Annotated in this window: 23 protein-coding genes; 14 read left to right on the top strand and 9 right to left on the bottom strand. The window is 75.5% G+C overall.

Features of this window, described 5'->3' with window-relative positions:
- The 5 genes from ACFXAM_RS28790 to ACFXAM_RS28770 all read left to right on the top strand — a co-directional run.
- On the top strand, positions 1-634 hold a 634-nt coding region (locus tag ACFXAM_RS28790), incomplete at its 5' end, for a lanthionine synthetase LanC family protein (protein WP_380295557.1).
- A 194-nt stretch (positions 635-828) separates the two neighbouring features.
- The gene (locus ACFXAM_RS28785; RefSeq protein WP_380295556.1) at positions 829-1,020 is read left to right on the top strand and encodes a hypothetical protein; all 192 of its coding nucleotides are present in this window, start codon (positions 829-831) and stop codon (positions 1,018-1,020) included.
- Between the two features lie 346 nt (positions 1,021-1,366).
- Positions 1,367-4,360: an AAA family ATPase gene (locus ACFXAM_RS28780; RefSeq protein ID WP_380295554.1), complete on the top strand. Its 2,994-nt coding sequence runs from the start codon at positions 1,367-1,369 to the stop codon at positions 4,358-4,360.
- 109 nt (positions 4,361-4,469) lie between these two features.
- A complete protein-coding gene (locus ACFXAM_RS28775; protein ID WP_380295552.1) occupies positions 4,470-4,916 on the top strand; it encodes an RrF2 family transcriptional regulator in 447 nt (148 codons plus the stop codon).
- Between the two features lie 84 nt (positions 4,917-5,000).
- On the top strand, positions 5,001-6,485 hold the full coding sequence (locus ACFXAM_RS28770; protein WP_380295550.1) for an MFS transporter: 1,485 nt from the start codon (positions 5,001-5,003) through the stop codon (positions 6,483-6,485).
- Positions 6,486-6,644: 159 nt separating this feature from the next.
- On the opposite strand, the gene ACFXAM_RS28765 is transcribed toward ACFXAM_RS28770, so the two are convergent.
- The gene (locus tag ACFXAM_RS28765; protein ID WP_380295548.1) at positions 6,645-7,937 is read right to left on the bottom strand and encodes an MFS transporter; all 1,293 of its coding nucleotides are present in this window, start codon (positions 7,935-7,937) and stop codon (positions 6,645-6,647) included.
- Between the two features lie 54 nt (positions 7,938-7,991).
- On the opposite strand from ACFXAM_RS28765, the gene ACFXAM_RS28760 reads away from it, so the two are divergent.
- Positions 7,992-8,729 carry a helix-turn-helix domain-containing protein gene (locus tag ACFXAM_RS28760; protein WP_380295547.1) on the top strand — a complete coding sequence of 246 codons (738 nt, stop codon included), beginning with the start codon at positions 7,992-7,994 and terminating at the stop codon, positions 8,727-8,729.
- 57 nt (positions 8,730-8,786) lie between these two features.
- Here ACFXAM_RS28760 and ACFXAM_RS28755 read toward each other — a convergent pair whose 3' ends face one another.
- Positions 8,787-9,662 (bottom strand): virginiamycin B lyase, encoded by an 876-nt coding sequence (locus ACFXAM_RS28755; protein ID WP_380295546.1) that lies wholly within the window; start codon positions 9,660-9,662, stop codon positions 8,787-8,789.
- 115 nt (positions 9,663-9,777) lie between these two features.
- Here ACFXAM_RS28755 and ACFXAM_RS28750 point away from each other — a divergent pair, with 115 nt between their 5' ends.
- Positions 9,778-10,350 (top strand): hypothetical protein, encoded by a 573-nt coding sequence (locus tag ACFXAM_RS28750; RefSeq protein WP_380295545.1) that lies wholly within the window; start codon positions 9,778-9,780, stop codon positions 10,348-10,350.
- On the opposite strand, the gene ACFXAM_RS28745 is transcribed toward ACFXAM_RS28750, so the two are convergent.
- The 7 genes from ACFXAM_RS28745 to ACFXAM_RS28715 form a co-directional block, all read right to left on the bottom strand.
- On the bottom strand, positions 10,341-11,480 hold the full coding sequence (locus tag ACFXAM_RS28745) for an AI-2E family transporter (protein ID WP_380295543.1): 1,140 nt from the start codon (positions 11,478-11,480) through the stop codon (positions 10,341-10,343). The two genes, ACFXAM_RS28750 and ACFXAM_RS28745, sit on opposite strands and share 10 nt — an antisense overlap.
- A 140-nt stretch (positions 11,481-11,620) precedes the next feature.
- Positions 11,621-12,052, bottom strand: a complete 432-nt coding sequence (locus tag ACFXAM_RS28740; protein WP_380295541.1) for a hypothetical protein — start codon at positions 12,050-12,052, stop codon at positions 11,621-11,623.
- Positions 12,053-12,178: 126 nt separating this feature from the next.
- Complete coding sequence (locus ACFXAM_RS28735) at positions 12,179-13,303, bottom strand: winged helix DNA-binding domain-containing protein (RefSeq protein WP_380295539.1); 1,125 nt, start codon at positions 13,301-13,303, stop codon at positions 12,179-12,181.
- Complete coding sequence (locus ACFXAM_RS28730; protein WP_380295537.1) at positions 13,300-14,016, bottom strand: glycerophosphodiester phosphodiesterase; 717 nt, start codon at positions 14,014-14,016, stop codon at positions 13,300-13,302. The genes ACFXAM_RS28735 and ACFXAM_RS28730 overlap by 4 nt, the downstream gene beginning before the upstream one ends.
- A gap of 49 nt (positions 14,017-14,065) precedes the next feature.
- Positions 14,066-14,515, bottom strand: coding sequence for a hypothetical protein (locus ACFXAM_RS28725; RefSeq protein ID WP_380295536.1), 450 nt, complete (start codon positions 14,513-14,515; stop codon positions 14,066-14,068).
- 29 nt (positions 14,516-14,544) lie between these two features.
- Positions 14,545-14,961 carry a molybdopterin-binding protein gene (locus ACFXAM_RS28720; RefSeq protein WP_380295535.1) on the bottom strand — a complete coding sequence of 139 codons (417 nt, stop codon included), beginning with the start codon at positions 14,959-14,961 and terminating at the stop codon, positions 14,545-14,547.
- Positions 14,962-15,081: 120 nt separating this feature from the next.
- Positions 15,082-16,290: an ROK family transcriptional regulator gene (locus tag ACFXAM_RS28715; protein ID WP_380295533.1), complete on the bottom strand. Its 1,209-nt coding sequence runs from the start codon at positions 16,288-16,290 to the stop codon at positions 15,082-15,084.
- A gap of 153 nt (positions 16,291-16,443) precedes the next feature.
- Between ACFXAM_RS28715 and ACFXAM_RS28710 the strand changes: the two genes are divergently transcribed.
- The 7 genes from ACFXAM_RS28710 (at position 16,444) to ACFXAM_RS28680 (ending at position 21,468) form a co-directional block, all read left to right on the top strand.
- A complete protein-coding gene (locus ACFXAM_RS28710; protein WP_380295531.1) occupies positions 16,444-17,706 on the top strand; it encodes an MFS transporter in 1,263 nt (420 codons plus the stop codon).
- 93 nt (positions 17,707-17,799) lie between these two features.
- Positions 17,800-18,597, top strand: a complete 798-nt coding sequence (locus tag ACFXAM_RS28705; protein ID WP_380295529.1) for a dienelactone hydrolase family protein — start codon at positions 17,800-17,802, stop codon at positions 18,595-18,597.
- Positions 18,594-19,151, top strand: coding sequence for an RICIN domain-containing protein (locus tag ACFXAM_RS28700; RefSeq protein WP_380295527.1), 558 nt, complete (start codon positions 18,594-18,596; stop codon positions 19,149-19,151). The genes ACFXAM_RS28705 and ACFXAM_RS28700 overlap by 4 nt, the downstream gene beginning before the upstream one ends.
- Positions 19,152-19,218: 67 nt before the next feature.
- Positions 19,219-19,764, top strand: coding sequence for an RICIN domain-containing protein (locus ACFXAM_RS28695; RefSeq protein WP_380295525.1), 546 nt, complete (start codon positions 19,219-19,221; stop codon positions 19,762-19,764).
- 56 nt (positions 19,765-19,820) lie between these two features.
- Positions 19,821-20,360: an RICIN domain-containing protein gene (locus ACFXAM_RS28690; RefSeq protein ID WP_380295523.1), complete on the top strand. Its 540-nt coding sequence runs from the start codon at positions 19,821-19,823 to the stop codon at positions 20,358-20,360.
- 41 nt (positions 20,361-20,401) lie between these two features.
- Positions 20,402-20,944 (top strand): RICIN domain-containing protein, encoded by a 543-nt coding sequence (locus ACFXAM_RS28685; protein ID WP_380295521.1) that lies wholly within the window; start codon positions 20,402-20,404, stop codon positions 20,942-20,944.
- Positions 20,945-20,958: 14 nt separating this feature from the next.
- Entirely contained in the window at positions 20,959-21,468 is a 510-nt protein-coding gene (locus ACFXAM_RS28680) for an RICIN domain-containing protein (protein WP_380295519.1), read from the top strand.
- The last annotated feature ends 60 nt before the right edge of the window (positions 21,469-21,528 follow it).

Raw genomic sequence — 21,528 nt, 5'->3', positions numbered from 1 at the left:
GGCCGCCGCCGGCCGCTGCGCCGAGCGGCTCGCCGCCCGGCCCGCCCCCGCCGCCGCCGGGTTCGCGCACGGCTCGGCCGGGGTCGGCTGGGCCCTGCTGCGCTACGCCGAGGCCGTCGGCGAACCCGCCGCGGGCCCGCACCACCGGGCCGGCCTGGCCGCCCTGCACGCCGCCACCGCCGTCCGCTCCCGCGAGGGCTCCTGGTGCCGGGGACGCCCGGGCGTCGCGCTCGCCGTGGTGGACAGTCCGCTCGCGCTCGCCGACCGCCGGCTCGCCGACTGGGCCCAGCGCGCCGTGCGGAACACCGCCCGCGCCGCACCGCTCGGCGACCACAGTCTCTGCCACGGCGAGCTGGGCGTGCTGGAACTGCTCGGCCGGCACGGTCCCGCCGCCGGCCGCACCCCGTGGGTCCGCCGGGCCGGGGCGCTGCTGGCCGCCGTCGACCAGGACGGTCCGCGCTCCGGCACCCCCGACCACGTCGCCCACCCCGGGCTGCTCACCGGCCTCGCCGGGATCGGGCACGGGCTGCTCCGCCTCGGCTTCCCCGAACAGGTGCCGCCCGCCCTGCTGCTGCGCCCCCGGGTGCCGGCGGCGTCCCGCTCCGCCCCGCACGGCCCGGCCGCGCTCGGCTGACCGCCCGAGCGGGCCCCGCCCGCCCCCACGCCCCCACGCACCACGGCTCGCGCCCCCACACGCGGCCCGCACCACCCGTCCCTGTCGTCCCGACCGAACCGGCGCCACCCGTGCGACGTCCTTGCCAGCGGACATCCGCACGGTCCGCACCACATCCGGACCGACCTCCACGACCCGAAACGGAGCGAAGACCCATGCACGACCACGACCAGCGGCTCACCCCGCCGCAATCCGCCGCCCGCCCCGGCGAGACGGCCGAGCACCCGGCCGGCGAGATCCGCCTGCGCACGGGGAGCGGCCTGGGCCTGCGTTCGCGTCTGCTCGCCGGCACCGGCGGGGCCATCCCGCCGATCGTCGAGTTCCCGACGATGACCACGCCCTTCTGAGAACGGCCCGCACCACCGCACCACCCCGCACCACCCCGGCCGTGACCGGCCGGACCTCCGCCGCCGAGGAACGGGCAGCCCCTCGGCGGCGGAGCCGACGACGGACCGGAGCCGAGGACGGACCGGAGCCGAGGACGGACCGGACCCGGCGACGGACCGGGGCCGACGACGGACCGGGGCCGACGACGAGCCGGGGACCGACCGGACGACGGCCCCGCCGGCGCCGCCCGCGGGGCCCGCGCTCCGCATGTGGTCGTACGGCAACCACCCGGTGGTGGTGCCGTGTCCGCTCCGTGTCCGACCCACCACTCTTCAGAACCGATACCCTGTCAAGTAGCCTGCGGCCATGCGGACCACGTCGTCGATCACCGTCGGCCGTGCCACCGAGCTGGCGATGCTCGGTGGTGCGCTGGCCACCGCCCGCCAGCAGGGCGGCGGGGCGGTCTTCCTGCTCGGCGAGGCCGGCATCGGAAAGAGCCGGCTGGCCGGCGAATGCGCCTACCAGGCGTACGGGCTGGGCCTTCCGGTGCTGCGCGGGCGGGGCAGCTCCACCGGCACGGTGACACCGTTCCGGCCGCTGATCGAGGCGCTCTCCTCCCGGTTCCGGGCCGCCGGCCCGCCCACCGACCCCGAACTCGCCCCCTACCGGCCGGCGCTGGCCCGGCTGGTCCCCGAGTGGCGGGACGGCGCGGCGGCATCCGGCGCGGGCGGCTACCCGGAGACGGTGGTCGAGCTCGCCGAGGCACTGCTGCGGCTGCTCGCGGTGCTCGGCCGCGAACAGGGCTGCGTGCTGCTCCTGGAGGACCTCCACGACACCGACGCGGAGACCGTCGCCGTCCTGGAGTACCTGGTCGACAACCTGGCCGGTCTGCCGGTGCTGCTGCTCGCCACCCTGCGTGCCGAACCGGGGCCGGCGCTGGAGCTGGTGCGGGCCGCCGAGCGCCGCCGCGCCGCCACCGTCACCGAGCTGCGGCCGCTGCCGCCCGCCGAGGTGGCCGCGCTGGCCGCCGCGATCCTGGACGGCGAGCGCGCCGACCTGCCATCCGCGCTGGTCGAGCACCTCACCGAACGCGGCGACGGCTGCCCGTACCTGGTCGAGGAGTTGCTCGCCGACCTGCTGGACTCGGGCGCGCTGCGCCGGGGCGAGGACGGCCGCTGGGCGCTCGCCGACGGCTCGCGACCCGGCGTGCCCAGCACCATCGTCCGCAGCTGGGGCCACCGGATCGACCAACTCGACCCGCAGGTGCGGGACCTGCTGCTGACCGCGGCCACCCTGGGCAGCCGCTTCTCGGTGACCACCGTGCAACTGATCACCGGCTACGACGACCGCACCCTGTTCAGCCATCTGCGCTCGGCCTCCGAGGCCAATGTGATCGTGCCGGACGGCGCCGCCCCGGACCGCTACGCCTTCCGGCACGCGCTGACCGCCGACGCGGTGACGGCCGCCCTGGCCCCCGCCGAACGCGCCGCGCTGGCCCGCCGGGCGGCCCACGCCATCCTTCGCGCCGATCCCGAACTCGCCGATGAACGCCGTCAGTTGGTCGCCTCGCTGCTGCTGGCCGGCGGCGACCGGGCGGGCGCGGCGGTGCACTTCGCGGAGGCCGGCCGGCGGGTGCTGGAGGCCGGCGCGGCCGGGTCCGCGGTGGTCCTGCTGGAGCGCGCGCACGAACTCGCCGGGGACGCCGAACGGGCCGGCATCACCGAGCGGCTGCTGCCCGCCCTGGCCGAGTCCGGGCAGCTGGACCGCGCCTTCGACCTGGTCCGCACCCTGCCGCCGGTCGCGCCCGCGCCCGCCGCCGGCAGCGCCCCGCCGGTCGAGCGCCGCATCGAGCTGCACACCCGGCTCGCCTGGGCGGCGGTGATGGCCGAACGCTCCGCCGACGCGGCCGCCCAGGTGGCCGCCGTGCGCGCCCTCACCGCCGGGCGGCCCCGCCCCGAGCAGGACGCCGCGCTGGCCGTCGTCGAGGGGCACCTCGCGCTGCTGCCGGACCACACTCCGGCGGCCCCCGACGGCCGCCCGGACGGCGCCCCGGACGCCCCGGACGCCGCCGCCCGGCTCGCCGGGGCCGAACACCGCGCCCGTCGCGCCGCCGAGGTGGCCGAACGCTCCGGCCTCCCGGTGGTCGCCTGCCAGGCCTGGCAGCTGCTCGCCCTGCTCGCCCGCGAACGCGGCTTCGACGCCGCCGACGCCTGCCTGGAACGGATGCTGGCCGTCGCCGAGGCGCACGCCCTGCCGGTCTGGCGGGTCGAGGCGATGCTGCGGCTGGGCGCCAACGCCTTCATGCGCACCGGCGACGGCACCCGCCTGGAGCGGGCCAGGGAGGCCGCCGCCGGGCTCGGCGCGATCGTGCTCACCCAGACCCTCGACGGCCTGCTCGCGATGAACGCCGTGATGCGCGGCGAATGGCAGACCGCCCGCACCACCGTCGACCGCTGCCTGGATGCCACCGCCCGGCTGCACAACCTCGCCGCCCACCGCTACCTGCTGCTCTCCTCCGCCACCCTCGCCGCCCACCTCGGCCGCACCCGGGAGATGGAGCGCGAACTGACCCGGTTCCGCCAGGCCGGCGGCGAGGAGTCCTTCCTGACGCCGCTGCGCTACGGGCTCTGCCGGGCGGTCGGCGCGCTGCTCGCCGAGGACCGCACCGCCGCCCGCGCCGAACTGGACGCGGGGCTGGCCTGGGAGGAGGAGCACCCCAGCGTGTTCTACCTGGCCGGCCGGCACGGCCTGCACCCGCTGCTGGAGGTGGTCGAGGGCCGCTGGGGCCGCGCCGAACTGGACCGGGCCGCCGCCGTGCCCGCCGCCGAACTGGCCTGGAACCGCCAGTTCCTGCGCTTCGCCGACGCGGTGGTGCTGGGCCGCGAGGGCCGCCCGGAGCAGGCCGCCCGCGCCCTCGCCGAGGCCCGTCCGGGCGCCGCGGCCTTCCCGCTCGCGCACCACCTGGCGCTGCGGCTCGCCGCCGAGGCCGCGCTCACCGACGGCTGGGGCGAGCCGGTGGCCTGGTTGCGCACCGCCGAGGAGTATTTCCACCAGCTGGAGGTCCAGCCGGTGGCCGCCGCCTGCCGCACCCTGCTGCGCCGGGCGGGCGCGAGCGTCGCCCAGCACCGCGGCGGCCGCGACGCCCTGCCGGCGGGCCTGCGCACCTGCGGGGTGACGGTCCGCGAGTACGAGGTGCTCGTCCTGCTCGCCGACCGCCCGGGCAACCAGGAACTGGCCCGCAAACTGTCCATCTCCCCCCGTACGGTGGAGAAGCACCTCGCCAACCTCCTCGCCAAGACCGGCCGCCCCGACCGCGCCGCCCTCTGCGCCCTCGCCACCGAGCTCTGCGCCACCCCGTGACCGCCCGCCCCGGAAGCACGCGCGCGCAGGCCCGATTGACACACGGCTCCAACTGCTACTAGCGTCGTTGCAGTTGAGATGGCGAGGCGATCGCCGCGAAGGGGCCACGGTGAGCATCAGCAGCAGGAGTGCGGTCGCGATCCACGCGCTCACCCTGCTGGGGCGCTGGAGCCGCTCGCTGACCTCCGCGGAGATCGCGGAGAGCCTGGCCGGCAATCCGGTTCTGATGCGGCGGATCCTCGGCAGCCTGCGGGACGCCGGCCTGGTCGTGTCGACGGAGGGACGCAACGGCGGCTGGTCGCTCGCCCGGCCCGCCCGCGACATCACCCTCCACGACGTGTACGCCGCGGTGGAAGCGGGGCCGGTCTTCGCGCGGCACCCGCATCCGCCGAGCGCCGAGTGCGAGGTGGGGCGGAACATGCAGAGCCTGCTGGAGGCGGAGTTCCAGGACGCGGAGCTGGCCATGAAGGAGCGGCTCGCGCGGACGACGATCGCCCACCTCGTCCGGCAGGTCCTGGCCATCGAGCGTGAAGCTGCACAACGCGTCACCGACTGACCGACGGCGGAGGCACTGTCCTCCGCCCTCTTTTTGCCCTAACTGTAACTACCATGGTGGCAGTAATCACCCGAAGGGCCTCGTATGACTTCCCCGTCGACAACGACCGAGCGGACCGGCTCGGAACTGGGCTTACTGGCCGTGCTGGTGCCGGCAATCCTCGTCACGGTCACGGCCAGCGACATGGTCAATCTGATGCTTCCGGCGATCGGGGCCGAGTTCGGGGCCTCCGAGGCCGAACTCGCCTGGGTCGTCACCGGGTTCCTCCTGATGTTCTCGGTCGGCATTCCCCTGTACGGCCGCATCTCCGACCGCGTGAGCCTGCGCCGTCTCTTCGCCTTCGCGCTCCTCACCTACGCCCTCGGGAGCCTGATCTGCGCGATCTCCCCGAATCTGGGCGTGCTCGTGGCCGGGCGGATCGTGACGGGCATCGGCGCGGCCGCGATCCCCGTGCTCTCGATCTTCGCCGTCACCACGCTGCTGCCGCCGGAGCGGCGCGGTGTCGGGATCGGCGTCGTCTCCGCCGGTGCGGGAGTCGGCACCGCGGCCGGACCGGCGCTCGGTGGCGGCATCGGGGACGCGCTCGGCTGGCCCGCACTGTTCTGGATCATGCTCGTGGCCGCGCTGTTGCTCCTCCTCCCCGCCCTGCGCGTCCTCCCGGACGGGACCGCGCAGGGCTCGGGTCGGCTCGACCTCCCCGGTGGCGCACTCCTGGGCCTCGGAGCAGGCCTCGTCCTGTTCGGCATGACCCGGGCGCAGGTTTCCGGCTTCACCGACCCCCTGTCCTGGGGCAGCCTCCTGGCCGCGATCGCGGCGCTCGCACTCTTCGGGCTGCGCACCGTCCGGGTCGACCAGCCGTTCGTACCGCCGTCGCTGTTCGCCGACCGCGTCTACCGGACGGGCGTCCTCGTCGCGTTTCCGGCCATGGCCGTCAACCTCGGCGGCCTGGTGTTCGTCCCGTTGCTGTTGGTGGAGGTCGACGAACTCACCCCGGGCAAGGGCGCGTTGGTGATGATCCCGGCCGGGGTCGTGACCGCGCTCCTGTCGCCGTGGATCGGACGCCTCGCAGGCCGTGTCGACGCGCGGGTCCTGGTGCTCTGCGGGCTCGGCCTCCTCGGGCTGTTCTCGCTGTTCCTCTCGTCCTTCGCCGGCGGTGCCTCGGTGGTCTTCGCCGGAGCCGGGGTCCTCGGGCTGAGCATCGGCTTCACGGTCGTGATGACCACCGTCATCGGCGCCGCGGCGAGCGCACTGCCCCCGGAGCAGGTCGGCGTCGGCCTCGGGATCCTCCAGGGGGCCCAGTTCCTCGGGGCCGGTACCGGCCCCGCCGTGTTCGGCGTGCTGGTGTCCGCACGGCAGCAGGGCGGCCGTGATGCCGTCAACCCCCTCCACTCCGGCGCCGACGGCTCGGCCTACTCCGACGTCTTCCTGGCCATGGCCGCGGTCGTCGTCCTCACGCTCGTCGTCGCGTCACGGATGCGCCCGACGACCGGCTCTGGGGCCGGGACCGGACCGAAGGCCGAGGCCGCACCGGCGGCCGCACCGGCGCAGCAGTCGGGCAACGTCCGCTGAAGCGTGTTCCAGAAGCCCGGGTGCGGGCAGGCCGGTGTGTGGTCCGGCCTGCTGGTTCAGGCGGTTCGGGCGAGGTTGTGCAGGGGGCGACGGCCCGCACCGCGTGGTGCGGGCCGTCGCTCGCCGGACCGGGCGCCCGGGACCGGGCCCGGCTCGTCATCACCGCCCATGGGACGGGCCTCGTCGCGCCGGCTCGCCGAGGGCGTCGGACGGGGCGCCGGCGCACCGGACGTCGGCCTCACCGGGCCCGGCCGCCGCGACCGGGGTCGGCGCGGCGCCGTCGGCGCCCGGCTCGGGCAGGCGGCGGGCGAGGAGCCAGGCCAGCGCGCACAGCACCGCCAGCGGGGCGAGCGCGGTGCGCAGGCCGGCGTGGTCGGCGAGCAGCCCGATGGCCGGACCGGCGAGGCCGCCGACGCTGACCGCGAGGCCGAGGGTCACCCCGCTGGCGGTGCCGATCCGGCTCGGCAGGTAGTCCTGGCCCAGCGTCACCTGGAGCGAGAAGGGCACGTACAGGGCCAGCGAGATCAGCGCCGAGAAGCCGTAGAGGGCGGCCGGGCCGGGCACCAGCAGCAGTCCGGCGACGGCCGGGACGGCGGCCGCGTACGACAGCCGCACCGTCCGCACCCGGCCCCAGCGGGCGGCGCACCAGCCGCCGAGCACCGTGCCGACCGCGCCGCCGGCGAACAGGGTGAACAGCGCCGCCGTCCCCACCCCGGAGCCGCCGCCGAGCCGTTGGCGGGCGTAGAGGGCCACGAAGGAGCTCAGCCCGACGAAGACCACCGAGCGGCAGCCGATCACCGCCGAGAGCCACAGGAAGGCGGTCCGGTCGTCGCGCCGCGCGCCGTCCGCGGCGTCGGCGGCGGGTCCGGTGGCGGCGCGGGCGGCCAGGGTGCGGACCACCGGCGCGGTGAGCAGCGCCGCGGCGAGCGCCGGCAGCGCCAGCCAGGGGGTGGCGCCGAGCCCGCCGGCCGCCAGGACCGGACCCACCATCAGCGGGGCGAGCGCGAAACCGATGTTGCCGCCGAGCGTGAACCAGCCCATCCGGGTGTGGCTGTCGCCGCTCGCGGCGCGTGCCAGCCGCGCGGACTCGGGGTGGTAGGCGGCGACCCCGACCCCGGAGAGCGCGACCGCCGCGCAGAGCAGCGGATAGGGGCCGGCCACCCCGGCCAGCCCGACGCCGATCCCGGCGGCGGCGGTGGCGGCCGGGATCAGCCAGGGCATCGCCCAGCGGTCGGTGAGCGCGCCGAACAGCGGCTGGACGATCGAGGAGAGCAGGGTCGCGGCCAGCACGACCCCGGCGGCGGAGCCGTAGTCGAGGCCGCGTCCGGCGACGAGGAAGGGGACGAGGGCGGGCACGACGCCCTGGTAGAGGTCGACGGCGGCGTGGCCGGCCGCCAGCACCGCGATCCGGGCGGCGCCGGGGGCGGGACGGGAGGATCGGAGAGTGGTCACGGAGCGATCCTCGGGCCGCCGGGCGGTGGCGGACTTCCGATAGAATGCCAGGCAATGCCGAATTCCCGCCTTCTGCCGGATCTGACGGTCACCCGCCCGCTGCCCGCCGGCGCGACCGTCTCCGAGCACCGCCACGAGGCGCACCAGATCGTCTACGCGGGCCGGGGCGTACTGGCGGTGACCACCGCCGCGGGCACCTGGGTCGCCCCCGCGACCCGGGCGCTGTGGATCCCCGCCGGCACCGGCCACCGGCACCGCGCCTACGGGCCCACCGTGCTCCACACGGTCGGTCTGCCGCTGGGTCACAACCCGCTCGGGCTGACCCGCCCGGCCGTGCTGGCGGTGGGCCCGCTGCTGCGCGAACTGCTGGTCGCCTACAGTCGCCCGGGCACCGAGGGCACGCCGGAGGGGCGGCGGATGCTGGCCGTCCTGCTGGACCAGCTGCGCCGGGCGCCCGAACAGCCGCTGCACCTGCCGGTGCCGCGCGACCCGCGGCTCGCGGCCCTCGCCGCGCTGCTGGACGCCGACCCGGCCGACGGCCGCACGCTCGGCGCACTGGGCCGGGCCGCCGGGGCCGGTGAGCGCACGCTGAGCCGGCTCTGCCGCGAGGAGCTGGGCATGACCTTCCCGCAGTGGCGCACCCAGCTGCGGCTGCACCACGCGCTGCGGCTGCTGGCCGAGGACGTCCCGGTCACCGCGGTGGCGCACCGCTGCGGCTGGGCCTCGGCCAGCGCGTTCATCGACGTCTTCCGCCGCACCTTCGGCCACACCCCGGCCGCCCACCACCGGTGAGGGCCGAGGCGTGTCCGGTGGACCAGCCCGGGTCCGCGCCGCCGGGCCTCCGCCCGGCTAGGCGACCAGCCGGACGATCTCGCCGGTCTCCAGCGCCGCGTACACGGTGCCGTCGGCCGTGACGGCGATGCCGTGCGGCTCGGCGCTCCCGGCCGGGAGCAGATGGCCGGTGTAGTGGCCGTCGGGCGTGAGGCAGCCGATCCGGCCGGCCGCCCACTCGGTGAACCAGAGCCGCCCGTCCGGGCCGGCGGCCACGGCGTGCGGGCGGGCGCCGGGATCGGGCAGCGGATGCTCCGTCACCTCGCCGTCCACGGTGATCCGCCCGACCCGGCCGGCGCCGATCTCGACGAACCGGAGCGCCTCGCCGCTCCGGGCGATGCCGACGGGGGCGGCACCCCCGGTGGGCAGCGGGTGCAGCGCGACCTCGCCGTCGACCGTGATCCGCCCGATCGCGTGGGCCTGGTTGAGGGTGAACCAGAGCGCGCCGTCCGGCCCGGCCGTGATCATCGACGGGTAACCGCCGGAGACCGGCAGCGGGTACTCGGTCACCTCGCCGTCCACGGTGATCCGCCCGATCCGGCCGGCGTTCAGCTCGGTGAACCAGAGGGCGCCGTCGGGGCCCGCCGCGATGCCGTACGGCCCGCAGTCCCCGGTCGGCAGGGCGAAGGAACCGGCCTCGCCGTCGACGGTGATCCGGCCGATCCGGTGGTCACGCATCCGGGTGAACCAGAGCGCGCCGTCGGGGCCGGCCGTGATCACCGCGGGCCCGCACCCGGGCGCGCCGAGCCCGTACCGGGTGACGCTCCCGTCGGCCGCCAGCCGCCCGGCCTCCCCGGCGTGCACCAGGGTGAACCAGAGGGCGCCGTCCGGTCCCACGGTGATCCCGTAGGGCCCGGCGGCCGCGTCCGCCACCACGATCCGTTCCATCGTCATGTCCCGTTCCGCCCCTCTCCGCACATCAGCGGCACTCTCCCCGACCCGCCCTGTCCGGGCAAACGGATTTCGCGGCGGCGGCGGATTGTCGGTGGCACCGTCTAGCGTCGCCGCCATGGGTGTCTATCTGGTGAGTGTCGCGGCCGACGACTGGGCCGACGACGAGGTGTTCGGGCCGGTGGGCCGGGAGATCGACGCGGCGCTGGCCGGGCGCGGGCTGCCGCCGTTCGCCTACCCGCCGCCGGTGGAGCTCCGGGCGGGGCCGGGGCTGGACTTCGAGGAGAAGATGTACCGGCCGATCTCCGGCTTCTCGGAGTTCTGCGGGGAGTTGGCCGACGGCACGCTGGAGGCGCTGGTCGGCTGGGACGTGCTGCTGCCCAGGGAGCTGGACGCGCCGCTGGTGCTGCCGGTGGAGTGCGCGTACAACGACGTCACGGCGGTCGGCGACGCCCACCGGGCCCTGGCCGCCGCCCGGCGGCTGGCGGAGCTGCTGGCGCTTCCGCCGGGCCTGCCCGAGCACTGCGACGACCTGGCGATCAGCACCTGGTTCGAGGAGCACGCGGCCGCCGCGGCCGCCGTCTCCCCCGGCCGGTGGACGCAGGACCTGGACGTCGCGTTCTACGCCGCGGTCTTCCTGCGCGGCGCCGAGTACGTGCTGCGGCGCGGCCGCCCGCTGACCTACTGCTGAGCCGCGTCCGCGAGGGCGGCGTCCCCGTCGGCGTCGTGGTCGGCGCGCCGCCGCCGGCCGGGGTCGCCGCGCAGCACGGAGACGACCCCGAGCCCGGCGGCGCAGACCGGGACGGCCAGCAGCGCGCCGATGATCCCGGCGATCCCGGAGCCGGCCACCACCGCGACCATGATGGTGGCCGGGTGGAGCTCGACGGTGCGGCTCTGGATCAGCGGCTGGAGGATGTTGCCCTCGACGACCTGGACGGCGACCACTACGCCGAGCGCCCAGAGCGCCGTGCCCAGGCCGCCGTCGGCGAGGGCGACCAGCACGGCGACGGTGCCGGACAGGAAGGCGCCGACGAACGGGATGTAGGCGCCCATGAAGACCAGCGCGCCGAGGCCGGGCGCACCGGGCACACCGAGCACGAGCAGGCCGACGGTGATGAAGAAGGCGTCGATGAGGGCGATCAGGGTGGTGCCGCGCATGAACCCGGCCATCGCCTCGAAGGCCCGCTCGCCGCAGGCCACCACCGTCTCGGCGGTGCGTTCGGGCAGGTAGGAGCGGATGACGTCGCCGGTGCGGTGCCCGTCGCGCAGGAAGAAGAAGACCAGGGCGAGGGCCAGCACGCCGCCGGTGGCGATCTGGGTGGCGAGGCCGAGACCGGAGAGCACGCTGTCGGTGAGGGTGGTGACGAGCGTGTTGGTCTCGCCCTGGGCGTTGTCCAGCACGTGCCGGATCTTCTCGCCGAACGGGCCGAGCCACTCGGCGAGCCGGTCCCCGGCCTCCTGGAGCGCGGCGGCGATCTGCGGGGCGCTGTGCACCAGGGAGTTGACCAGCAGGGCGATCACGGTGCCGACGGCGGCCACCAGCACGGCGCAGGTGAGGCCGGCGGCCATCGACCGGCTGACGCCGCGTCGGACCATCCACGGCATCACCGGCTGGAGCAGCGAGGTGCCGAGCAGGGCCAGGATCACCGGGACGGTGGCGGCCCGCAGTTCGACCAGGGCGAAGACGACCAGCGAGGCGACGGTGATGAGCAGCACCAGGGCCGCGGACCACGCGGCGGCGGCCCGGACGGGGGCCGGCAGCATGAGGTAGGGGCGGCGGTGGTCGGCGGGCCGCCGTTCGGGCGGAGTCTGACCCGGCATCCGTTCCTCCGTCCGGTCGATCGGTCCCGGTCTTCCCCATCTCAGCAGAAAATACGATCATGTGCCCACTTTGTGCACCTTCGGGCGCGTCCCGCCCCGGTGCTCGCGGAACCACCGGGCCGGGGCGGGCACGCCGTCACTCACTCGTGGGACTGGAACAGCCACGCCTGCCGCTGGTCCTGGACCTCCAGCGGTCGCAGCGCGGTCCGCTGCGGGAAGATGTCCAGCACGCTCAGGTCCAGCGCCAGCTCCTGGCCGTCGACCGGGCCCCCGGGGAGGACGACGTGGAAGGAGAACGGCTCGGCGGCCTGGTACAGCGCCCATTCGAACGCCTCGACGGTGCCCCGGACCTGCTGGTTCACCTCCGGCGGACCGTCCAGGCCGAGGTAGGCGCCGTGCCGGAGGTTCTTGATCAGGACGTTCCCGTTGTCGCAGCCGCTCACCTCCCACTCCTGCTCGCCGGGCTCGCCGGTCGGGGGCAGCACCACCACGAACTCCTTGGCGGCCTGGAGGGTGAGCAGTTGCTCATCGGGCTTGGCGATCGCGTAGACGCCGTTGTGCACAGGGGCCATGGCCGACTCCACTTCGGTAGGGTGGCTCGATTCAAGCCAGCCCCGGCGGTACGGACACAGAGCACCGCCGTGGGGCCACCCCAACGAGTCATCCCGCCCCGCACGCCCGTCCGGGCGCCGAACGCGCTACCGGGCGTCCTCGAAGCGGACCTCGTCGCCGCCGCCCGCGAAGGCGAGCACCCGTTCGGCCTCGGCCCGCGCCGCTTCCCGGTCGGCCCGGCCGAGCGGCGCGAACGGGCGGACCGTCACCGAGCGCGCCCCGGTGCCCTCGCCGGCCAGCTGCCAGCTCCCGGCGACCAGACCGTCGACCAGCAGGCTGCCGAGCACGATGCCGTTCTGGGTCATCACCCGCGGCCGGTACTCCTCGGGCAGCACCCGGGTGCGGTCGGCGTGCGAGAGCAGCAGGTTGTCGAACGGCGCGACCAGCCGGACCGGCGCCGGGGTGTCCGGGTCGGGCCGGGGCGCGTCGGGCAGGTCGTGGAGCAGCCGGCCCTGCTCGTCGCGGAAGGTGACCAGATCCGGGGCGAGCCGTTTCAGTACCGGGGCGAGCCGGCTGAGGCCGCACCACTTCTGCAGGTCGGCCACGGTGGCCGGGCCGAAGGCGGCGAGGTAGCGCAGCGCCAGGCCGTCGGGCGGCGGCGCCTGGTCGAGCGGCCGGCCGAGCCAGGCCTCGGCGGTGGTGTGCGCGGCGGGGCCGCCGCGTCCCCACAGGCCGCGCGGCGGGACCTGCACCAGCGGCAGCAGGCAGCGGGCCGCCTGGGCGAGCGCGGCCGGGTCGCGGTCGGGGCGGGTGGCGGCCAGGTCGGCGCCCAGCCGCTGGAAGGTGCGCGGCTCCGCCTCCACGAGGGCGCGGGCCTCGGCGGCGAGCGCGTCGAGGTCGAGGCCGGCCAGCCGCTTGCCGAAGGTGGTGCGCAACTGCTGGTCCAGCAGCGGCTGCAGCAGGGGCCGCAGGCTCAGGCAGTCCTCGGCGGTGACCAGGTGGATGGTGCCGCGCTGGAGGGCGATCCGCACGGCGCGCCGGCTCTCGATCAGGTCGGTGAGCGCCTCGGGGGTGAAGCCGTCGAGCCGGGAGAGCAGGCCGAGGTAGGGCGGCTGCGGGGCGGCCTGGGCCTGGAGGCCGCCGAGGTGCCCGATCATCGCGGCCGGGGCGGCGTCGGTGCGCTCCAGCAGGTGCTGACGGGCCAGCAGCGCGCGGCCGAGCGCCCGCGGGCCCAGCACCCCGCCGTCCTCCCCCTGCGGGCCGCCGGTCACCGGCGGCCGTCCAGGACGGCGCGCAGCAGGGCGATCCGGTTGCTGGTGATCGAATCCACGCCGGCCTCGCTCAGCTTGCGCATGGTGCGGCGCAGATCGGCGGTCCAGGTGGAGACCGACAGCCCGGCCTGGTGGGCGGCGGCGGTGAAGCCGGGGGTGGCCAGGCCGAACGGCGGGTTGATGAACGTCGGGCGCAGGTCGTCGAGCAGGGCGCGCACGGGCAGCCGGGGCTGCTTCCAGGTGAGGGCGATCTCGGCGTCGGGGGCGAGCGCGCGCACGGCCAGCATGGCGGAGGCGGGGCCGCAGAAGCCGACCCGCTGCTCGGCGCCGAGGCCGGTGACGACCTCCCAGGTGGCGGCGGCCGGGCCGGCGTCGTCGAGGTCGATCAGCAGCGTGGCGCCGGGCGCGGCGGCCGCGGTGGCCTTGAGCGCCTCGGCGAGGGTGGGGACGCGGTAGCGGCCGTCGTCGAGGGCGTCGAGCTGCTCGGCGGTGAGCCGGGAGAGCGGGCGGGGGTCGCCCCAGAGGCGTTCGAGGGTTTCGTCGTGCAGCAGGACGGGGACCCGGTCGCGGGTCAGCCGGACGTCCACCTCGACGGCGTCGGCGCCGGCGGCGAACGCGGACTCGACGGAGGGCAGGGTGTTCTCGCGGTGGCGGTACGGGTCGCCGCGGTGGGCGACGGCGAGGACGGGGCGGCGGGCGGCGGATGCGGTCATCGGTCCGTTCATCGGGTCGGAGCGGCGGTCTTCGCGCGGGCGGCCGGGGTCAGCGGAGCTTGCCGGCCAGCCACGGGGTCAGGGTGTACAGGGTCACGGCCTCACGGTAGCTCCGCTCGCCCGGCACGGTGACGATCATGGTGCAGGAGGGCGGGAAGACCCGCTGCTTGAGGTGGACCAGGCCGGTCCACACGGAGTTCAGGAACGCCGGGACGCTGTCGCGCGGCACGTCGAAGGCGATGTCGTCCACGGTGACCACGGCCTCGTCGTGGACGAAGAGGCGGACGGTGACCTCGGGGACGCCGGAGATCTCGACCAGCGCCTCGTGCGGTATCGCCGCGAATGCGTCCCGGCCGCCGCCGTCGGTGCCGACCAGCCCGGCGAAGGTCCGGTCGGCGCCGATGTCGTGACTGGCGCGCACCGAGCGGCCGTGCCGGGCGGCCATCGCCTCGACGGCGAGGACGGCACTCTGGGTGGACGGCAGCGGGTCGTGGGGCATGGGGGCGTCCTCTCCTCGGCGGTCGGCGCTCAGCGCAGTTCGATCATCACATTGGTCGACTTGATGACGGCCGTGGCGGGTGCCCCGGGCACCAGCTCCAGCTCCTCCGCCGACTCCCGGCTGATCAGCGAGACCACCCGGAACGGGCCGGCCTGGATCTCCACCTGGGCGGCGACGTCGCCGAGCACCACGTCGGTGACGATGCCCGGGAAGCGGTTGCGCGCCGAGGAGGGGCGGCCCTCGGCGGCGGCGGTCTCGGGGCGGGCGAGTTCCCGCGCGAACGCGGCCAGCTCGGCACCGGCGATGATCCGGTGGCCGTTCTCGTCGCGCTCGGCGGCGATCCGGCCGGCGTCCACCCAGCGCCGCATGGTGTCGGCGCTCACGCCGAGCAGCGCCGCGGCCTCGCCGATGCGGTACGGGTTGGCCGGTGCCCCGGGCTGGCCCATGGTTGCGACTCCTGACGGTGGTGCGGACGGTCGGCCGGGGGGACGGCCGTGGTTCGCCCCCGCCCGGCCCCGGCTCCGCGGCCCATCCTGCCGTACCGGCCGGCCGCCGGCGCACAGGGCCTACGGTTCCCCGAAGAGGTCCCGGCGCACGGCGTCGCCGGCGGTGAGCACGGCGCCGGCGAGCACCGCGCCGCCGCCGGCCTCGCCGGGGCGGACCTCGGTGCGCAGCGGGGAGAGCCCGGCGAGCCGCCGCTCCACCCGGGCGGCGAGTTCGGCGCCGCCGGCCCGGCCGATCTCACCGCCGAGCACGACGCAGCCGGGGTCGAGGACCACGCAGACCGCGGAGGCGCCGAGGGCGATCCGCCCGGCCAGCTCGTCCAGGAACGGCCCGCCGGGCTGCCCGTCGCCGAGCGCGTCGAGGGCGGCCCGGACGGCGGCCTCGGCGGCGGGGGCGTCGTCGGCCGGACCGACGGGCAGCCCGTGGGCGCGGGCCAGCCCGCAGACGGCGGCGCTGCCGGCCAGGCTGTGGAAGCCGCCCTCGCAGCTGGTGTCGGTCGGCAGCGCGACGGTGCCGGGGACGGGCAGGAAGCAGATCTCGCCGGTGCCGCCGGTGGCGCCGCGGCGCAGTCTGCCGCCGAGGACGACGGCGGCGCCGACGCTGTGGCCGAGCCAGACGAGGACGAAGTCGTCGCGGCCGCGGGCGGCGCCGATCCGGTGCTCGGCCCGCCCGGCGAGGTTGACCTCGTTCTCCAGGATCACGTCGGTGCCGGGCAGGTCGTGCAGGGCGGTGAGGAGTTCGGCGTGCCAGGCGGGCAGTTCACCGGTGGACTGGAGCCGGCCGGTGGCGGGGTCGACCAGGCCGGGGGCGCCGACGGCGACGGTGTGCAGGTGCTCGACGCCGGCCCGGCGGGCGGTGTCGAGCAGGGTGCGGACGATCCGCCCGGCGGCGTCGCGGTGGGCGGCGGCGTCGGAGCCGGTCCCGGCGACGGCGATCTCGGTGCCTCCCAGGGTCTGCCCGGCCAGGTCGGCGACGACCAGGGTGACACCGCCGGAGCGGACGTCGAAGGCGGCGAGGTGGGCGCGGGAGGCGACCAGCGCGTAGAGCCGGGCGTTGGGGCCGCGCCGCTGCTCGCCGCGTTCGCCGACGACGGCGACCAGGCCGGTCCGCTGGAGCCGGTCGAGCAGGTCGGCGACCGTGGGCCGGGAGAGGCCGGTGAGGTCACGCAGCTCGGTCGCCGTCAGTGGCCCCTGGTCGAGCAGCAGGTTGAGCGCCAACCGGTCGTTGATCGCCCGGGCGGTGCTCGGCGTGGCCGTTCGCGCGGTGGTCATGGCCGGACATCCTTCCAGAGTGTTTCTATCAGTGTCCCTTCCTGATAATTTATCGAACCGTCGCCGCACTGCCACGTCGACGGGCACCACCACACCCACCACACCACCCCCAGGGCACCGCCGCACCGACCGCGACGGGGAGGGAAGAGCCGGATGACCACCAGCCTGACCCCAGCAGGACCACCCTTCGACGGCACGGGCGGCGCGAGGCGCGCACGTATCGCCATCGCCCTCGTCTTCGCCGTGCACGGCGCCGCCGGCGGTACCTTCGTCAGCCGGATCCCGTGGATCAAGGACCACCTCGGCCTCTCCCCCGGCCAGCTCGGCCTCGCCCTGGTGATGCCGGCGATCGGCTCCTCGCTCGCGATGCCGCTGGCCGGGCGGGTCGTCCACCGCTACGGCGGACGGGCGTCGGTCGCCGGGCTGCTGTCGCTCTGCTGCCTGGCCCTGGCCCTGCCGGCGTTCGCCCCCTCGCTGCCGGTGCTCTGCCTGTTCCTGCTGGTGTGCGGCGCGACGGCGGGCATGTCGGACGTGGCGATGAACGCCCAGGGCGTGGAGATCGAGCAGCGTCTCGGCCGCTCCATCATGTCGAGCCTGCACGGGATGTGGAGCGCGGGCGGACTGGTCGCGGCCGGGATCGGCATCCTGGCGGTCCATCAGGACGTCGACCCCCGGCTGCAGATCGGCATCACCGCCTTCGTCCTGCTGCTCGCCACCCAGCCGGTCTGCGGCGCGCTGCCGGACGTGCGCGCCGCCGAGCACGCCGAGGCGCCGCCGCGCTTCGCGCTGCCGCCGCGCAGTTCGCTGGTGATCGGACTGGTCGGCTTCTGCGCGGTGTTCGCCGAGGGCGCCTCGATGGACTGGAGCGGCGTCTACCTGCGCGAGGTCACCGGCGCGTCGCCCGCCGTGGCGGCGGCCGCCTACACCGCGTTCTCGCTCACCATGGCGGTCAGCCGGCTCGCCGGCGACGTGGTGATCCGCCGGCTCGGCGCGGTCCGGGCCGCCCGGCTGAGCGGGGCGATCGCCACCGGCGGCGGAGTGCTGGTGGTCGCCGCCGACCGCCCCGCGCTCGCCGTCCCCGGGTTCGCGCTGATCGGCGTCGGCGTCGCGGTGGTGGTCCCGCTGGCCTTCGCCGCGGCCGGCCGCATCGGCAGCAACCCCAGCCAGGCCATCGCCGGTGTCGCCACCGTCACCTACACCTCGGGGCTGATCGCCCCGGCGATCATCGGCGGCCTCGCCCAGGCCACCTCGCTCACCGTCTCCTTCGGCGTGGTCACCGCCCTCGCCGCAGCCCTGATGCTGAGCGCGGGGGCGCTGCGCCGGGCCGAGGAGCACGCCCCCGGCGGTGCGGGGCCCGCAAACGTGACCACTCCGGAATCGAAGAAGTCTTTCGAAAAAAACACCCCTGCGATATGATGGGAAATTCCTCGGGGAATTCTCGCTAGCATTCCGGAACGCCGGGCGCGCCCACCGCGCGCCCGGCGTTTCCGCTGTCGCGAAGGAATTCCCGTGTGCTACGAGGCCGATGCCGCCCCGCCCGTCTTCACCCCCGCCACCCACACCCTCGCCGAGACCGCCGACCTCACCCTGACCTCGGCCGACGGCACCGCGTTCGGCGCCTTCCTGGCCCGCCCGGAGCACCCCGCCGGACCGGGTGTGCTCGTCCTGCCGGACAACAAGGGCCTTTCCGCCTTCTACCGGCAGACCGCCGCCCGGCTCGCCGAACAGGGATTCCCGGCGCTCGTCCTCGACTATTACGGCCGCACCGCCGGCGCCGTCCCGCGGGACCGCGCGGCGGAATTCGGCGAGCTGCCGGGGCTGCTGCCGCACCTGCTCGCCCTCACCCCCGAGGGCCTGGACGCCGACCTCACCGCGGGCATCCGCCACCTGCGCGCGCTCGGCGCCCCGGAGGTCGTCGCGCTCGGCTTCTGCTTCGGCGGCCGCCAGGCCTTCCGCGCCGCCGCGCCGCGCTTCGGCCTGGCCGGCGCGGTCGGCTTCTACGGCTACCCCGACACCCTCAACGGCGCGCCCGGGCCGACCCAGCTCGCGGCCGGGCTGAGCGCACCGATCCTCGCCTTCTGGGGCGGCGCCGACGAGCACATCCCGCCGAGCGCGGTCGCCGCCTTCGACGCCGCGCTGACCGAAGCCGGCTGTGCGCACGAGTTCATGACTTTTCCTCAGACTCCGCACAACTATTTCGAACTCGCGGCTGTCCAACACCACGACGCCGCAAGGGAGTCGTGGTTCCGACTCCTCGGCTTCCTGTCCGAGCGCACCATCCGCCGCACCCCAGGAGGACACTCGTGACCCACGCCGCCCCCGCCCGAAGACGACGCCTCGGCGCCGCCCTCGGCGCACTCGTCGCCGCAGCGGCGGCCGTCCTGACCGCACCCGGCACGGCCAGTGCCGGGGTCACCTACACGCCCCCCTTCGAACTGCGCAACACCGCCACGGGCAAGTGTCTGGAGGTCGCCGACTGGCGCACCGACGTCGGCGCCCCGGTCCGGCAGTGGACCTGCACCGGCGGCGCCAACCAGCAGTGGATCGTCAACAACGGCAGCTTCGTCCTCAACCAGCACAGCAGTCTGTGCCTGGACATCCCCGGTCGCAGCACCGCCTGGGGCGTCCAGCTGATCCAGTACACCTGCTCCTCCATGGGCTACCCGCCGAACCAGCGGTGGCACGTGCCCGGCGTCAGCCAGCCGTCGACCGGACCCGTGACCAGCTTCCTGGAGACGGTCCTCGACGTGTACGGCTTCGACCCCTCCGACGGTGCTCCGGTCGTCACCTGGGGCGCCAACGGCGGCGACAATCAGACCTGGGCCGGGCTCGTGCCCAGGTTCTCCATGCCCCCCTTCTGACAGATGGCCATCGGTGCCGGGACGCCAGCCGTCCCGGCACCGGACCCGATCACCCACGAGGAGTCCCATGTCCCTCCGCCCCGCCGCCGCGCTGCTCGCGCTCACCGCGGCCCTCGCCCTCACCGCCCCGGCCGCGCACGCCCGGGCCGGTGCCCCCGACCAGCTGGGCCGGCCCTTCGGCATCACCAACCTCGGCTCCGAGAAGTGCCTGGAGGTCGCCGACTGGCGCACCGACGACGGCGCCCCCGTCCAGCAGTGGACCTGCACCGGCGGCGCCAACCAGCAGTGGTACTGGGCCGCCGACCGGACCCTGGTCAACGCCAACAGCGGCACGTGCCTGGACGTCCCGAGGTACAGCACCCGGCCCGGCACCCGGATCGTGGTGTGGACCTGCAACGGCGGCACCAACCAGCAGTGGACCGAGCAGTTGATGCACTCCGGGAGCCGCCGCTACGTCAACGCGTACAGCGGGCTCGTCCTCGACGTCGCCTTCGCCAGCACGGTCAACGGCGCGCCGGTGATCCAGTGGAACCCGATCGACACGCCCGTCGCCTACAACCAGATCTGGGCCCCCTCGGACTTCACCCCGGGCCCGGACGGCCCGACCTCCTGATCCCCCGCTCCGGGCCCGGTTTCCCGCTCACACCCACCGATCCCGAAGGAGGACCCATGAGCACGCCCCGGCGCACCCGCACCGCCCGCCTCGGCGCCGCCACCGCCCTCACCGCCGCCCTGGCGGCGGCACTGCCCGCCGCGCCGGCGGCGGCCCGCGACCACTCGTATGTCCAGATCCGCAACAGCGCCAGCACCAAGTGCCTGGAGATCGCCGACTGGCGCACCGACGACGGCGCCGCCGCCCGGCAGTGGACCTGCACCGACCTCGCCAACCAGAAGTGGAGCTGGAGCGACGCCGGCCAACTGACCAACGCGTACAGCGGCAAGTGCCTGGAGGTCCCCGGCGCCTCCACCCAGTGGGGCGTCCAGGTCGAGCAGCGGACCTGCAACGGCAGGCCCGAGCAGCGGTGGAGCGACGCCAACTGCCTGTCCGACGGCAGCCGCCTGATCATCAACCTCAACAGCGGGCTCATGCTCGACCTGGCCGGCAGCAGCTCCGCCGACGGTGCGAAGGTCGCCCAGTGGCCGTGGAACGGCGGGGCGAACCAGAAGTGGACCTACAACCTCGACTGCCGGCCCGGCGGGGACGGCTGACCGCACCACGACCTCCTTCCCGTACGCATCGAGGGGAACCCATGACCCGTCGTCGCACCACCCGCCGCCCCGTCGCGGCGGCCGCGGTCCTCACCGCGGCCGCCGCGCTCGGCCTCGTCACCCCCACCACCGCGCAGGCCGGCCCCGCCCAGCCCGTCGCGCTCATCACCATCAACCGGTCCCCGCTCCAGCAGTGCCTGGACGTCACCGACCAGCGCACCGACGACGGCGCGCCCGTCGAGCAGTGGCCCTGCAACGGCGGCGCCAACCAGACGTGGTACTGGACCGACGCCCACGAACTGGTCGGCGTCGGAAGCGGCAAGTGCCTGGACATCCCCTTCGGCAGCAGGGAGGAGGGCGTGCAGGCCATCATCTGGCCGTGCCACGGCGGCGACAACCAGAAGTGGACCGCCGAGCTGGTGCACCACGTCGGGCTGTACACCCTGACCAACACCAACAGCGGGCTCCTGCTGGACGTCCGCGGCGAGGACCCGACGCCCGGCACCCCGGTCATCCAGTGGCACGCCAACCACGGGTACAACCAGAAGTGGCTCTACTCGTCCAGGCCGGCCGGCCTCCAGTGATCCGGGAGTCCACCGTGCGCACCCACCGCACCGCCCCGCACCGCCCGGGCGCGGCCGCCGCCGTGCTCGCCGCCACCGCCGGCCTCGTCCTCCTCCCGGCCCCCGGCGCCCACGCCGACGGCGTCCCGGGGCCGATCAGCGGCTACCTCAACATCCACAAGTGCCTGGAGGTCGCCGACTGGCGGACCGACGACGGCGCCCCCGTCCGGATCTGGGACTGCCACAACGGCGCCAACCAGCGGTGGATCCGCACCGCCCACGAAGAGTTCGTCAACGTGAACAGCGGCAAGTGCCTGGACGTCCCGGACTACAGCACCGAGCCGGGCACCCGGCTCGTCCAGTGGACCTGCAACCGCGGCACCAACCAGGCGTGGCAGAAGGTCCCCCGCCCCTCCCACAGCGAGTGGTCCGCGGTGAACCGCCACAGCGGGCTCAGCCTGGACCTGTTCGAGGCCAACCGGACCAGCGGCACACCGGTGGTCCAGTGGCCGCCGGGTTCCGGCTCCACCCAGTACTGGTACTGATCCCCCGCCGCCCGCGGGGGCCCCCCCCCCCGGTGCCGGGGCCGCGGGGGCCCCGGTGGG

This window comes from Kitasatospora sp. NPDC059462 (genome assembly GCF_042749955.1).
Taxonomy (GTDB): Bacteria; Actinomycetota; Actinomycetes; order Streptomycetales; family Streptomycetaceae; genus Kitasatospora.
This window is presented reverse-complemented; position numbering and strand designations above follow the sequence as displayed.